Below are 14,143 nucleotides of genomic sequence, written 5' to 3'. Positions count from 1 at the left end.
TCGCACCCGGAGGCGCGACCATCCAGGGGGTGATAACGGGGATTAACCCTGGGTCTTACCAAAGCGTGCCAGCAGTTCGTTGGCTTCTTTTTCGATTGTCTTGAAGGCGGTCTCGACGTCGGTTTCACCAGTCAGGATACGTCCATATTCGCGGTTCATGATGTCGCGGATCTGGACGTAAAAGCCCATGCGGTAGCCCTTGGTGTTGTCGCCCGCCTTAGCCTGCAACTGGTTCACACCAACTTCGGCGGCCGGGAAGCGGTCATAATGGCCGTCTTTCTTGGCAACCTCATATGCGGCTTCGGTGATCGGTACGTATCCGGTTTCCTGGTGCCAGAAGTACTGGGTTTCAGGCGCGGTCAGGAAGCGGAAGAACTCAGCCGTGGCCTTGTTCTCGTCGTCCGATTTGCCGGACATTGCGAACAAAGCGGCGCCACCGATGAAGGTTTGGGTAGGCTCGGCGGTCACGGCTTCCCAATAGGGCAGCTCGGTCGCACTGAATTCGAACGGCAGGTCTTTTTGCAGGAGGCCACCAAAAGAGCCCGACGAACCCAGCCACATGGCGACTTTGCCTTCTTCGAACGGCTTGGCGTTGTCGCCCCAGCCGGTACCATACCATTCGAACAGACCTTCGTCTTTCCAATCGGTCACGGCGGTGAAGTGGGCCTTGATGGCGTCATTGTTCACCAGGATCTGCGTGTCGATGCCGTCATAGCCATTGTTGTTGGTGGCAAACGGCAGGTTGTGGCGCGACATGAAGTTTTCGGTGAAAATCCAGGGCAGGTGCGACTGGCTGAGCGCGATGTAGCCCGCGTCTTTCAGCGCAGGAGCAGTGGTTGTCTGGAACTCTTCCCAGGTTTTCGGCGGAGTGACACCTGCAGCTTCCAGCGCGTCCACGTTGAAATACAGGATTGGCGTGGACGAGTTGAAGGGCATGCCGATCATCTTGCCGTCGCTGTCGGCATAGAAATACCGCACACCGGCGATGTAGTCGTTGATGTCGAAATTCACGCCATTATCGGCCAGCAGATCCTGAACGGGGATAGTTGCTCCCTTGGCTCCGATCACGGTGGCGGCACCGGCGTCGAAGACCTGCATGACGTTGGGCTGCTCGCCCGCACGGAAGGCGGCGATACCTGCGGTCAGTGTTTCCTCATAGCTGCCCTTGTAGACCGGAGTGATCTTGTAATCGTCCTGCGAGGCGTTGAAATCTTCGGCAATCTTGTTGACGGTTTCACCCAGTTGGCCGCCCATTGCGTGCCACCATGTGATCTCGGTTTCGGCAAAAGTTGCGGTCGCAGTAAAGGCGAGTGCGGCGGCGGTAGCGCTGAAGGTCAGCTTGGTCATGTCTCTCTCCGGTTTGGCCGCGGACCAAGGTTTTGGTCAGCGCACCAGGTTGCGGGGCCGAAGCCCCAGGCAGCGTCAAAAATCTGCACAAATAGGGCGAATCCCATTCGTGATGCACATCTTGTGCACACGTGGTCACATACGCTTTGCATGTGACAGTTCGGTGAAAGATTTTTAGCATTATTGACAAATTATTCAGAAACAGAGGACAGCTAGTGCGTGAGCAGTGACAATGAATATAACACCCCGCGACCCCGGCGGGTGACTGCCCAGATTGTGGCCGAAGCGGCAGGTGTATCGCGGTCGTCTGTGTCACGCGCGTTCACACCTGGCGCCTATCTGGATGCAGATAAGCGGAAAAAGATACATGAGGTCGCGGCGCAGATGGGGTATCAGCCCAATGCGCTGGCGGCAGGGCTGAAAGATGGCCGCTCGCATCTTGTCGCTGTTTTTGTCGGAAATATGCGCAGCGCTTATGACACCGAGTTCGTAATGGCTTTGGTTGGGCAATTGAACGCGCTGAACAAATGGCCGATCCTGATCGACGGCGGCGATCAGTCTGCGGAAAAGGCAATTCAGCAAGTCTTGCGCTACCCGTTGGACGCGTTGATCCTGCGTGGTGGAAGTATGCAGGCCGAAGTCGTCACGCAATGCAGCAAGATCGGGGTTCCAATGATTTCCGCTGGGCGCGTCGTCGAGGCCCAGGGTGTTGACAATGTTTGTTGTCGAAACGCCGAGGGCACCCGGATTGCCACTCGGGTTCTGATCGAAAAGGGAAGAAAGAAATTCGGCTATATCGGTGGCCCCGAGGCTTTCTCCTCTTCTAGCGGTCGCCGGGCTGGGGTACTGGACAGTTTGGCTGAGGCTGGGCTTTCGCTGGTTGCCGAAACCGACGGCGACTTCACTGTCGACGCCGGCCACAGGGCGGCCACCCGCCTGCTGACCACGCATTCACTGGATGCATTGATTTGTGCCAATGATGCAACCGCGATTGGGGCTTTGACAGCGGCCCGAGACTTGGGAGTATCAGTTCCAGAAACCCTGTCAGTTGTGGGGTTCGATGATATTGAGATGGCTGGCTGGCCAACATTCGATCTGTCAACGGTTTGCAACCCGATCGACGAAGCTGTCGAGCACGTCATCCAACTTTTGGAGAAACGGCTGAAGAACCCTTTGAAAGCCAGCGAAACAATTCTGATTAAACCTCACTTCGTGCCCCGCGGCACGCATTGAGATTTTCAGTAATCGGCCACCAGCAGGAAATCGGGCGCGGCATCTTCCTCGATCGTGGCAAAGCGCGGAATTGGGTCCTCGAACACATTGTCGGTTCGGTCATCGTTGACGGTTGAGACTTCGCCTATCAGGCAATCGCCTTTCTCCGCCCAAAAGGCATGCCAGATACCCGGCATCAATGTCACGCTTTCACCGGGCTTCAGGCGCAACAGTTCACCGGGTTGGATCGTGACCGGGCAGTTGTCGCTTGGCACAATGACCGGGTTGTCGCGGTCGATGCCGCCATCCGTGTCCGAGGCATAGATCTCCATCACCAGATCACCGCCGCCCCGGTTGATGATGTCTTCGGCCTTCACGATATGGCGGTGCATTGGTGAGAGTTGTTTGTCCCGCGAGACCAGCAGTTTTTCCGCATAAAGCATACCGCGCCCTTTGCTCAGGTCAGTGACATCGCCGTTGCGCAGTGTAAACAAGAACAATCCAAGCTCATCAAATCGGCCCTGACCGTAATCGGTGATATCCCAGCCCAATCCCCGCGCGCGAATGCCATCGGCCCGAGCGCTGCGCATCTGTTCAGGCGACCATGTTGCGAAAGGAGGCAGAACCGCACCAAAGGAATGAATGAACGCCTCGGCTGCGGATTTGATCTCGTTGATTTCGGAACGTTTCATCGGTTTGGCCTTCGTGGTCAGAGTTCGTGTGCCCAGGGCGGATTCGCCCCGGCGCGGGATACGGTGACGGCGGCAACCTCGGCCCCTTTGCTTAGAGCGGATCGTATGGCACTGACGTCCACCGAGCGTAGACCGGATTTGGTCAACAAGCCGTCCGCGTCAAGCTGGGCCAGAACGCCCGCATTGAACGTGTCGCCCGCTCCGACTGTGTCGACCACCTGCACCTGTTTGACCGACACCGAGGTCTCGGACCCGTCGTGTAGATAGGCCGAGGCGCCCTCGCTGCCCTTGGTAATAATGACAACAGACGGTCCGGCTTCCAGCAGGGCAGGGACTTTCTCGGTCAGGGATTCAGGTCCGGGGACGATCCAATTCAAGTCTTCGTCAGATACTTTTACGATGTCGGCCTGTTCGATCATGCGGTTCAGGCGGGTGCGGTACCGGGTCTCATCCGCGATAAAGCCGGGGCGGATATTGGGGTCGAGCATCACAGCGCACGCGTCGGCATGTTGGTCCAACAAGGCCGCATACGCATCCGCACAAGGTTCGCAGGCCAGGCTGATACCACCGAAATAGAGCGCTGTGGTGCCGGGCAACTGCGCGGGCATATCCTCGGGCCGCAGCATCCGCCCGGCCGAGTTTTCATCTAGAAAGCTGTAGCTGGCCTGTCCGTCCTTCAACTGCACAAAGGCCAGTGTCGATGGACGGTCCGAGCGGATGACATGAGTCTGATCCACGTGGCTGTCGGTCAGCGCGTCGGACAGTTGTGCCCCGAACATGTCGCTGGACAAGCCAGTCAGCATCCCAACCGACGCGCCCAGACGACCAAGCGCTATGGCGGTGTTGAAGATCGCTCCGCCTGAATGGGGGACAAAGCCCTGTGCCCCGTCGGTGGTTGGGGTGGGGATCATGTCGATCAGCGCTTCACCGCAGCACAGGATCATGCCGGGACCTTTCCAGTTTGGCCGCGTCAGGCCATCCGACGCGCGAGCGCACTTTTGCAGAAATTGTTAGCGCCAACAATGCCAAATTCATCCTGTTCCGAGACATAGAGGTTCATCGACCGGCGTAGCTCACTGAACCGACCCCCGGCGTTGAAAGCGTCGCGGAAGGTGTCCTTGAACAGCCAACGGTTCTTTTCGGCCACGCCGCCCACCAGAAAAACACCGCCCGCTGGCATCATGGTCACAGCCATATCGCCCATGACAGCCCCCAGATGAGTGGTGAACATATGGGCCGCGCGTACCGCATGAGGGTCGGTTTGGGCCAGCGCGTCTTGCAGGATATCCTTTGCGGGACGGGTTTCCGCGTTGGTTTGACCGGCTGCGAGTTGGATGGCTTGGTAGAGGATGGGCAGGCCGGTGCCGCTCAGGAACATCTCGGCCTCAAGGGTCAGCGAGTCGTCAAAGAAACACTCGGTCGCGACCTCGCGGGCGGCGCGAAATACTTCAACCTCGTCAGCGTGGCGCGGGGACAGACCTACATGGCCGCCTTCGCCAGATGCCGTATGGTAGTGCCCCTCGGAATAGAGCAGCGACCCAACCCCAAGCCCGGTGCCCGGCCCAACGACCAAGCGAGTGCCGACCGGCGGGGTTTCCGCACCTTGCAAAACCTCGACATCACCGGCCCTGATTTCAGCCACAGACCACGCGGCTGCGGTGAAGTCATTGATCACAAAAGTATGTTGCGCGCCGGTCGCGCGTCCGATGTCATCCTCGGACAAATCAAGCTGCGCGTTGGTCAGTCGGATCGTACCATCCCGCACAGGGCCCGCCCCGGCGGCGACAACCGCGCGGGGGTCGGTGCCAACTTCGTCGCGCAGGCTGTGAAACGCCTCGAGCAGTTGCGGCAGCTGTCCCGTTGGGTATTTGCGCAGATCGGTGAGTCTCCCGTTTGAGATAACCCCCAATCGGGTGTTGGTCCCGCCGATATCGGCCACCAGATTCCAGTGTTCATGCATGGCTCCGGCGGGTTGTGCTAAGGGGACAGAGACTTGTGCACCGGCGAGGGCAGTTTTCACCGCCTCAAAGGACGCTTTGGGCGTCCGCCCCATCGTGTCGAAATCCACATCAACCAGACCAAAGCGCTTCTCGTAGCCAAGGGCCCATTCGTAGTTGTCCAGCAGCGACCAGATAAAATAGCCTTTGACGGGCACATCCTGATCCAACGCGTCTTTCACAGCGGCCCAATGCTGGTTGAGGTAGTCGATCCGGTCCTCATCTTGCTGGCGCTCAGAGCTGGCCATGCCATTTTCGGTCACATAGATCGGCAGATCGCTGGTATATTCACGAGCGGCCCGGGTCAGGAAACGTGTCAGGGCGGAAGGCTCAATTTCCCACCCCATTTGCGTTTTGGGCAGGGGGCCAGGGACCTCTTGCAGGCTGGGCCAGGCGGTGTCGGCGGGCGCGATCAGTTTGCGGGTGTAGTAGTTCAGCCCGCACCAGTCCACGGGCGCGCCGATCGTGTCGAAATCATCCTGCCAGCCAGCGGGTAGATAGGGTTCCAACCCGTCCAGAACATTTTGCGGATAGGCTTTGTTGAATACGCCGCCCAGAAAGAAGCGGTTGTAGATACCGTCATACAAGTCAGCGGCTTTGCGCGCTTCGGCGCTGTCATCGGCGGGTTCGGCCCATTCCAGATTGAACACCGCTCCCAAGTTGGACATGCCCAGACCACGCATCGCCTCGATCGCGCGGCCATGCGCCAGCAGAACATGATGCATCGCGCGAGCCGTCGCGCGGATATCGCGCAGGCCCGGGGCGTGGTGACCGTCGAAGTGGCTCAGCCAGCTTACGCACCAGGGTTCGTTGATGGGGGCAACACTGAACATCCGGTCGCCGATGCGGCCCATAATGACCTCAGTGAAGTCGGCGAACCACCCAGCGATATCCCGATTTCGCCAGCCGCCCAGATCCGCTAGCGGCGAGGGCAGTTCCCAATGATAGAGCGTCGCACAGGGGCGAATGCCGCGTTCCAGCAGCGCATCGGCCAGTCGGTCGTAATAGTCCAATCCGGCTTGGTTCACGGCCCCTCGTCCTTCGGGCAGAACCCGGGCCCAGCTGGTTGAAAAGCGATAGCAATCAAACCCGGCATCGCGCACCAGATCAAAGTCCTGATCGAAACGGTTGAGGTGATCGCAAGCGAGATCTCCGTTTTCGCCCCGCACCACATTGCCGGGCGTGCGGGCAAAGGTGTCCCAATGGGTCTGACCTGCGCCACCCTGCGCGTGGCCTTCGATCTGATAGGCAGATGTTGCGACACCAAAGAGGAAATCTTTGGGGAAATCAGCGCGGGTATATTTCATGTTCAGAACCTGTCAGGAGCGGGGCCGGTCGAGCCGCCAACTACCAGTTCGGCCTCCAGCAATCTAGTTTTAACCGGGTCGTCCGGTGATTTGATCCGGTCGATCAACATTTCGGCGGCGATTTCCCCAGCCTGCCGGACCGAGGATCGCGTTGCCGTAAAGATCGGCACATCCTGTCCATTCTTGAGATAGGACAGGTCGTCATCATGTGCGATGACCGATACATCGCGACCCATTTTCAGCCCTGCTTCATTCAAAGCGCGCCGCACCCCGATGGCAGAAATCATTGACGAGACCAATATGGCCGTCGGGGGGTTGTCCAGGTGCAGCATGTCGCGGGCTTCGTGATGGCCGTAAACCTCGGTCATCTCGGCACTGCGCATCAGAGCGGGTTCGGGCGTCAGATTGGCTTCTTGCAGAGCCTGCAGATATCCTTCGCGCCGACGTTGGGCGAAGTCCATATCCTCTAACCCATTGATCAGCGCGATACGTTTGTGCCCCAGATCAATCAGAAACCGGGTTGCCCTCAGGAATGAGCTTTTGTTGTTCACATCGACCCAGTCATACGGCACCTCGATCCCGGTCGAGCGGCCATGTACAATGAACGGAACCGCCATGCGGGTCAAAACCTCGATCCGGTGTTCGTTGACCTTGGGGCCTTGCAGAACGACCCCATCGACTGCGCCGCGTTGGAAGAGGTCCCGATAGGTGCGTTCGATCGAGGTATCGTCGGCATTGGTGAACATCATGTCATAGCCATGCGCGCCATAGGTTCGAGCGGCCCCGGCGACAAAATCCCCGAAGATCGGGTTGACCATTTCATGTTGCGAGGAACTGGGGATCACGTGCCCGATCACCATAGAACGCCCCGTGGCCAGTCCCTTAGCGCGGCTGTTCGGGCGATAGCCGTGTTTGGTCGCCGCAGCCTGAACCCGCTCTCGCGTGGCCTCGTTCACCTCGGGGTATCCGTTCAGCGCGCGACTGACCGTTGTTTGCGAAAGACCGAGGATTTCTGAGAGCTGCTTTAGGTTCATTTCGCTTCAAAGCGCCTTCAAATTGGTGGCAAAACTGTTGTGAGTGGGTTTTCCTATTGGGTCAACCTGTTTCTACTCACCGTGTGTTTTATTAATTTTTAGGCGAATTTCAAACCTAATATTGACAGAACTTGAATGTTAGCGGATAAAACCCGTCATTCAAAGCGCTTTGAAAACTGAGTCTCATGGGCGCAACAGAGTTGGGAGGAGAATTCATGAAACACTCGCTTTACGCAGGCGCGGCAACGTTCGCCCTGATGGCGGGCGCGGCGCATGCCGACAAGGTCACGGTGTTTGGCCCCTGGTTGGGACCGGATCAGGAAAATGTCGAAAAGGTGCTGGACGGCTTTGCTGCCGCGACCGGGCATGAGTACGCCTATGTCGGCTCGGATAGTTTCGAACAGCAGATCCGCATCGATGCGGAAGCAGGATCTGCCCCTAACGTTGCGGTGTTCCCGCAGCCCGGTCTGGCGGCGGATATGGCCAAATCCGGCTTTCTGACGCCTTTGGCAGATGGCACATCCGATTGGATTCGCGACAATTACGCTGCGGGTCAATCCTGGGTCGATCTGGGGACTTACGCAGGTCCGGACGGCGCAGACAATCTTTACGGATTTTTCTACAAGGTCGATGTGAAATCGCTGGTCTGGTATGTTCCCGAGAACTTCGAAGACGCCGGGTACGAAGTGCCGACCACGATGGAAGAACTCAAAGCTCTGACGGACCAGATCGTGGCGGACGGCGAGACGCCTTGGTGTATCGGTCTGGGGTCTGGCGGAGCGACCGGCTGGCCCGCGACCGACTGGGTCGAGGACATGATGCTGCGCACACAATCGCCCGCGGATTATGACGCCTGGGTCGCAAATGAGATGAAGTTCAATGACCCAAAGGTCATCGCGGCCATCGAAGAATTCGGAGCCTTCGCCCGCAATGACGACTATGTCGCTGGTGGGGCAGGGGCCGTAGCCACAACCGATTTCCGCGACAGTCCCAAAGGCATGTTCAGCTCTCCGCCGCAATGCTATCTGCACCGTCAGGCATCGTTCATTCCGGCTTTCTTCCCGGAAGGCACGGTCGTGGGTGAGGATGCGGATTTCTTCTATTTCCCAGCCTATGAAAGCAAAGACTTGGGCAGCCCGGTTCTGGGTGCCGGCACACTTTGGGCGATCACCAATGACAGCCCCGGCGCTCATGCTTTGATCGAGTATCTGCAAACCCCCGAAGCGCACGAGACATGGATGCAGCTAACCGGGTTCCTGACACCGCATAAGGGCGTTGATACCTCGCTGTTCTCGGACCCGACGTTGAAGAAGATGAACGACATCCTTCTGGGTGCGACCACTTTCCGGTTTGACGGGTCTGACCTAATGCCCGGCGGTGTTGGCGCAGGGACGTTCTGGACCGGCATGGTCGACTATGCTGGCGGGGCCTCGGCGGAAGAGGTTGCCAACGAAATCCAATCCTCCTGGGACGCGCTGGACTAAGCGTTCCTGATAGGGCAACCCGCCAGTTCGGGTTGCCTGCCACCGTCGCAAGGGAGACGCGGCATGCATCCGGCATTACAGGGCCTGCTGACCATCGCCATCGGCGTGTCAGGGTGTGTGGGCTATTTCTACCTCTCCAACCAATTTCTGGACAAAGTGCTGTTCCCGGCGCGCGGCCCGAATGTAGGGCGCAATATCAACCGCGCCAACATGATCCGTCCGTGGTTGTTTCTGTTCCCGGCGTTGGCGGCGTTGGGTCTGTATCTGGCTTATCCGGTGGTCGAAACGCTGCGCTTGTCCCTTACGGATCGGGTACCCGGTGGGGGCTATGAATGGGTGGGCCTGGAAAACTACATCCAGATGGCGAATGAGCCCAAATTCTGGGAAGCCATGCGCAACAACATGTTCTGGTTGATCATCGTGCCGGCGATGTCCACCGCTTTGGGTCTTTTGGTTGCGCAACTGACCGACCACATTCGTTGGGGCAATATCGCCAAGTCGCTGATCTTCATGCCGATGGCGATTTCTTTTGTGGGTGCATCGGTGATCTGGAAGCTGGTCTATGACACTCGCCCGGCCGAACAGGATCAGATCGGGATGCTGAACGCCCTTTATATCTTCTTTGGCGGGACCGAGCCGCAAACTTGGCTGACCATCCCGTTCTGGAACAGTTTCTTCCTGATGGTCGTGCTGATTTGGATTCAGACCGGCTTTGCCATGGTGATCCTGTCCGCGGCCTTGCGTGGCATCCCCGAGGAAACCATCGAGGCCGCCATTCTGGACGGCGCCAACCCGTTCCAGATTTTCTTCCGCATCAAGGTGCCGCAGATCAAGACCACAATTCTAGTCGTATGGACCACGATCACGATCACCGTGCTCAAGGTCTTTGACATCGTCTTTGCCATGACCAACGGCCAGTGGGAGACACAGGTTCTGGCCAACTACATGTATGACAAGCTGTTCCGCGCCAATGACTGGGGTGTGGGGTCGGCTTCAGCCATGGTGATTATGCTGCTGGTAACACCGATCTTGATCTGGAACGTGCGCAACGCGCGCAAAGAGATGGAGTGAGGCGATGAGCGATATTGCAGGAACCAAACCGGCGCTGCGCTGGGTCGTCCATGCCTCGGTCATATTTCTGGTCGTGCTTTGGGTGGTGCCAACACTGGGGCTGTTGATCTCGTCTTTTCGCACGGCCGATCAGATTGCCACAAGCGGCTGGTGGAAATCTCTCTTCCCGTCCGAACAGAATCTGACTTTGCGGTCTGCAGCGCCGGACACACAGGTTCTGGAAAACGGGGTTTACGTGATCGAAGGCAACCTGTTTGACGCGGGCACGACGGCTACGATCTCTCAATGGGGTGTCAGCTCTCGGGCCGTGGATGCGTTTGTTCCGGGTGATACTGCTGAGCTGCGTCGGGGGGGTACGATCACTGTGGACGCGCAGGGCAACTACAGGATGGAGAATTCGGAAGAATTTACCGGCAGCCGAGGTGCCCGTGTATTCGCGACCGCAGAATTGCCGCCCGAGTTTACGTTGGCCAATTACCACAAGGTTTTGTTGGCTGAAGATTCCTCTGACAGCATGGGGCGGGCGTTCTTCAATACTTTGACTGTGACCATCCCGGCGACAATCATTCCGATCTTGGTGGCCGCCTTTGCGGCCTATGCGTTGGCGTGGATGGATTTCCCCGGCCGCGCCTTGCTGATCGCCGCCGTTGTTGGGTTGTTGGTGGTTCCCCTACAGTTGGCGCTGATCCCATTGCTGAAATTCCACCTCAATATCGGGATCGGGAAAGGCTATCTTGGCGTTTGGATGGCCCATACCGGGTTCGGGATGCCGCTGGCAATCTACCTGCTGCGCAACTACATGGCTGGCCTTCCCCGAGACCTGATCGAAAACGCGCGGGTCGACGGAGCGACCGAGTTTCAGATCTTCACCAAACTGATCCTGCCGCTAAGTTTCCCGGCGCTGGCCTCTTTCGCGATCTTCCAGTTCCTTTGGACTTGGAATGATCTGCTGGTTGCCAAGGTCTTTTTGATCGACGCGTCTGGTCAGACCACCGTCATGACCAACCAGATTGTCGAACTGCTGGGCACGCGGGGCGGCAACTGGGAAATTCTGGCCACGGCGGCGTTCGTATCGATCGCGGTACCGCTGATCGTTTTCTTCGCAATGCAAAAATATCTGGTCCGGGGCTTGCTGGCCGGATCCGTCAAATAGAGGCTTCTGATGAACGTGCAGAACACTGTGGACACAACCAAGGTAACCCAAGCAGCGTCCGATTGGTGGCGCGGCGGTGTGATCTATCAGATCTATCCCCGCAGCTTTCAGGACAGCAACGGCGACGGAATTGGCGACCTGAAAGGGATTACTCAGCGTCTGGGCTATATCGCCTCGCTTGGGGTCGATGCGATCTGGATATCGCCGTTCTTCAAATCTCCGATGAAGGACTTCGGATATGATGTCAGCGATTACCGCGATGTCGATCCGATGTTCGGAACGATGGCGGATTTCAAAGAGCTTCTGGATCAGGCGCATGGGCTTGGGCTGAAAGTGATGATCGATCTTGTGTTGTCGCATACCTCGGATCAGCACCCGTGGTTTAGCGAGAGCAGGTCCAACCGCGAAAACGAAAAGTCCGATTGGTATGTCTGGGCGGACCCGAAACCGGACGGAACGCCGCCAAACAACTGGTTGTCGATCTTCGGAGGCTCGGCCTGGCAGTGGGATTCGCGCCGGTTGCAGTATTATCTGCACAACTTCCTGACTTCGCAGCCCGACTTGAATTTTCATTGCCCGGCGGTTCAGGACGCCTTGCTGGATGTGGCCCGATTCTGGTTGGATTTGGGTGTCGACGGATTCCGGTTGGATACGATCAACTTCTACTTCCATGACAAGCAGCTGCGCGACAACCCCGGCCTGCCGATGGAGCAGCGCAACGCCTCAATCGCGCCCATGGTGAACCCGTATAACCATCAAGATCACCTTTTCTCCAAGAGCCAGCCTGAGAATATCGCCTTCCTCGAACGGTTGCGTGCGTTGACCGACGAATACGAAGGCCGCGCCTGTCTGGGTGAGGTCGGCGACGCGCAGCGCGGGCTTGAGATCATGGGCGAATACACCACCGGCGATAAGCGGATGCACATGTGCTATGCTTTCGAGTTTCTGGAAAAACGCGCGCTAACGGCGACTTATGCCAAACAGGTTTTCGATCAGTTAGAGGACAAGGCCGGTGATGCGTGGCCTTGCTGGGCCTTCTCGAACCATGACGTATCGCGACACGCGACGCGTTGGGGATTAAGCGACGAGGCCGTTCGACAGCATGCGGTTCTGATGATGTGCCTTCGCGGCTCTGCCTGCCTGTATCAGGGTGAGGAACTGGGTCTGCCCGAGGCCGATGTGGCGTTCGAAGATCTGCAAGATCCCTACGGCATCGAATTCTGGCCCGAATTCAAAGGACGCGACGGGTGCCGCACACCGATGGTCTGGGCCGCGCAGGACGAGCAATCGGGTTTTAGTGCTGGCCGACCGTGGCTGCCCGTCAGCCCGCTGCAAGCCGAACGCGCCGTCGACAGGTTGGAACAGGACCCCAATTCGATGTTGCATCACTATCGCCGCGCGATTGCGCTGCGACATGCGCATCCGGCACTGATGTCCGGGGAGCAGAAGCAGATGGCCCAGACCGGCCCTGTTCTGACTTTCCTGCGGGACGCCCCGACCGAGCAGGTTTTCTGTGCCTTCAATCTGGGCTCGGATCCGACCCAAATCACTCTGCCGGAGGGGAACTGGTATGTAATCGGGGAGGAGTTGGGCAGTGTCGACGGGGAAGGGGCATTGTCCCTCGACGCTGCGCAATTCTGTCTGCTGGCGCGGGACAAGGGGTAGGTTATGTCTGAACTCAAACTCACGGACGTGGCCAAGACATATGGTCATGTAGATGTTCTGAAGAACATCAATCTGGACATTGACCGGGGCGAGCTGATCGTGTTCGTCGGTCCTTCGGGCTGCGGTAAATCCACCTTGCTACGTATGATTGCAGGGTTGGAGAAGATCTCGGGCGGAACGCTTGAGATCGAAGGGCAGGTGATGAACGATGTGCCCCCGGCGCAGCGCGGCATTGCGATGGTGTTCCAAAGCTATGCGCTTTATCCCCACATGACCGTGCGCGAGAATATGGCCTTTGCTCTCAAGATCGCAAAGATGCCTGCGGCGGATGTGGATGCCGCTGTCGAACGTGCCGCGCGTATCCTTCAGCTTGAACCATTTCTGGATCGGCTCCCCAAGGCACTTTCGGGCGGACAACGTCAGCGGGTTGCCATTGGGCGGGCCATTGTCCGCGATCCCAAGGTCTATCTGTTCGACGAACCGCTCTCGAATCTCGACGCCGCCCTGCGAGTTGCCACCCGGATCGAAATCGCGCGCCTGAAAGAGGCGATGCCTGACAGCACCATGATCTACGTGACCCATGATCAGGTCGAGGCGATGACTTTGGCCAGTCGCATCGTGGTGCTTGCCAATAAGGGGATCGCGCAAGTTGGGACACCACTGGAATTGTACGAGACGCCGGATAACGAATTTGTCGCGCAATTCATCGGCTCGCCCTCGATGAACCTGCTGCCCGGTATCATCACACAAACGGGCGAAACGACAGTTGTCACGCTAGAGGCCGGTGGAACGATCACGAGCGCTATCGCGACCCAGGCGGAGGACATGGGCAAACAAGTGAATGTCGGCATCCGGCCAGAAGATTTTGTTCCAGCTGACGCGGACGCGGCCTTTCAAGGGGTGGTGGACTTCACCGAGGCACTAGGCGAAGTCACACTGCTGTACTTTGAAAACCGCACCGGGGCTGAATCTGTGATTGCCAAGTTGCAAGGTATCCAGCGCAATATGCGGGGACAAACTGTTGGTGTCTCAGCCCGTCCTGAAAAGGTGCATTTGTTTCACGACGGAAAATCTATGCGCTGCAGGTCCTGACTTTTCTGCGAATTGGTGAAGTCCAATTTAATCATCAGCGTTGATCATTTCGATTGTACCTGTCGGCCACGCCGCCAGGTATTCCAACG

Annotated in this window: 11 protein-coding genes and 1 pseudogene; 6 read left to right on the top strand and 6 right to left on the bottom strand. The window is 57.9% G+C overall.

From position 1 onward, the window contains the following. Positions 1–42: 42 nt before the first annotated feature. Complete coding sequence (locus tag ACR0L1_RS12200; protein WP_170773473.1) at positions 43–1,347, bottom strand: extracellular solute-binding protein; 1,305 nt, start codon at positions 1,345–1,347, stop codon at positions 43–45. A 219-nt stretch (positions 1,348–1,566) separates the two neighbouring features. Here ACR0L1_RS12200 and ACR0L1_RS12195 point away from each other — a divergent pair, with 219 nt between their 5' ends. Next, complete coding sequence (locus ACR0L1_RS12195; protein ID WP_480859059.1) at positions 1,567–2,580, top strand: LacI family DNA-binding transcriptional regulator; 1,014 nt, start codon at positions 1,567–1,569, stop codon at positions 2,578–2,580. A gap of 5 nt (positions 2,581–2,585) precedes the next feature. Here ACR0L1_RS12195 and ACR0L1_RS12190 read toward each other — a convergent pair whose 3' ends face one another. The 5 genes and pseudogenes from ACR0L1_RS12190 to ACR0L1_RS12170 form a co-directional block, all read right to left on the bottom strand. After that, on the bottom strand, positions 2,586–3,251 hold the full coding sequence (locus ACR0L1_RS12190; protein WP_170785901.1) for a D-lyxose/D-mannose family sugar isomerase: 666 nt from the start codon (positions 3,249–3,251) through the stop codon (positions 2,586–2,588). A gap of 17 nt (positions 3,252–3,268) precedes the next feature. Beyond that, positions 3,269–4,195 (bottom strand): carbohydrate kinase family protein, encoded by a 927-nt coding sequence (locus ACR0L1_RS12185; RefSeq protein WP_480859056.1) that lies wholly within the window; start codon positions 4,193–4,195, stop codon positions 3,269–3,271. A 26-nt stretch (positions 4,196–4,221) separates the two neighbouring features. Beyond that, positions 4,222–5,211 carry a glucokinase gene (locus ACR0L1_RS12180; protein ID WP_237215877.1) on the bottom strand — a complete coding sequence of 330 codons (990 nt, stop codon included), beginning with the start codon at positions 5,209–5,211 and terminating at the stop codon, positions 4,222–4,224. A gap of 42 nt (positions 5,212–5,253) precedes the next feature. Next, positions 5,254–6,555: pseudogene (locus ACR0L1_RS12175) on the bottom strand (GH1 family beta-glucosidase); the annotation flags it as partial. A 2-nt stretch (positions 6,556–6,557) separates the two neighbouring features. Next, complete coding sequence (locus ACR0L1_RS12170; protein ID WP_480503774.1) at positions 6,558–7,589, bottom strand: LacI family DNA-binding transcriptional regulator; 1,032 nt, start codon at positions 7,587–7,589, stop codon at positions 6,558–6,560. Between the two features lie 215 nt (positions 7,590–7,804). On the opposite strand from ACR0L1_RS12170, the gene ACR0L1_RS12165 reads away from it, so the two are divergent. The 5 genes from ACR0L1_RS12165 (at position 7,805) to ACR0L1_RS12145 (ending at position 14,054) form a co-directional block, all read left to right on the top strand. Beyond that, on the top strand, positions 7,805–9,073 hold the full coding sequence (locus ACR0L1_RS12165) for an ABC transporter substrate-binding protein (protein ID WP_170355129.1): 1,269 nt from the start codon (positions 7,805–7,807) through the stop codon (positions 9,071–9,073). Positions 9,074–9,136: 63 nt separating this feature from the next. Beyond that, on the top strand, positions 9,137–10,144 hold the full coding sequence (locus tag ACR0L1_RS12160; RefSeq protein ID WP_480503775.1) for a carbohydrate ABC transporter permease: 1,008 nt from the start codon (positions 9,137–9,139) through the stop codon (positions 10,142–10,144). A gap of 4 nt (positions 10,145–10,148) precedes the next feature. Next, complete coding sequence (locus ACR0L1_RS12155) at positions 10,149–11,297, top strand: carbohydrate ABC transporter permease (RefSeq protein ID WP_480503776.1); 1,149 nt, start codon at positions 10,149–10,151, stop codon at positions 11,295–11,297. 9 nt (positions 11,298–11,306) lie between these two features. Beyond that, positions 11,307–12,962, top strand: a complete 1,656-nt coding sequence (locus ACR0L1_RS12150; protein WP_480503777.1) for an alpha-amylase family glycosyl hydrolase — start codon at positions 11,307–11,309, stop codon at positions 12,960–12,962. A gap of 3 nt (positions 12,963–12,965) precedes the next feature. Further along, a complete protein-coding gene (locus ACR0L1_RS12145; RefSeq protein WP_480859053.1) occupies positions 12,966–14,054 on the top strand; it encodes an ABC transporter ATP-binding protein in 1,089 nt (362 codons plus the stop codon). Positions 14,055–14,143: the final 89 nt, after the last annotated feature.

The sequence above is a fragment of the Ruegeria sp. J8 genome (assembly GCF_056531925.1).
The sequence above is the reverse complement of the archived record's forward strand: the minus strand, read 5'-3'. Positions and strand labels throughout refer to the sequence as shown.

Excerpts from the sequence above, each read along its gene's own strand:
- ACR0L1_RS12200 (WP_170773473.1), bottom strand. The coding sequence starts at position 1,347 with ATGACCAAGCTGACCTTCAGCGCTACCGCCGCCGCACTCGCCTTTACT.
- ACR0L1_RS12190 (WP_170785901.1), bottom strand. The coding sequence starts at position 3,251 with ATGAAACGTTCCGAAATCAACGAGATCAAATCCGCAGCCGAGGCGTTC.
- ACR0L1_RS12185 (WP_480859056.1), bottom strand. The coding sequence starts at position 4,195 with ATGATCCTGTGCTGCGGTGAAGCGCTGATCGACATGATCCCCACCCCA.
- ACR0L1_RS12180 (WP_237215877.1), bottom strand. The coding sequence starts at position 5,211 with ATGCATGAACACTGGAATCTGGTGGCCGATATCGGCGGGACCAACACC.
- ACR0L1_RS12170 (WP_480503774.1), bottom strand. The coding sequence starts at position 7,589 with ATGAACCTAAAGCAGCTCTCAGAAATCCTCGGTCTTTCGCAAACAACG.
- ACR0L1_RS12165 (WP_170355129.1), top strand. The coding sequence starts at position 7,805 with ATGAAACACTCGCTTTACGCAGGCGCGGCAACGTTCGCCCTGATGGCG.
- ACR0L1_RS12160 (WP_480503775.1), top strand. The coding sequence starts at position 9,137 with ATGCATCCGGCATTACAGGGCCTGCTGACCATCGCCATCGGCGTGTCA.
- ACR0L1_RS12155 (WP_480503776.1), top strand. The coding sequence starts at position 10,149 with ATGAGCGATATTGCAGGAACCAAACCGGCGCTGCGCTGGGTCGTCCAT.
- ACR0L1_RS12150 (WP_480503777.1), top strand. The coding sequence starts at position 11,307 with ATGAACGTGCAGAACACTGTGGACACAACCAAGGTAACCCAAGCAGCG.
- ACR0L1_RS12145 (WP_480859053.1), top strand. The coding sequence starts at position 12,966 with ATGTCTGAACTCAAACTCACGGACGTGGCCAAGACATATGGTCATGTA.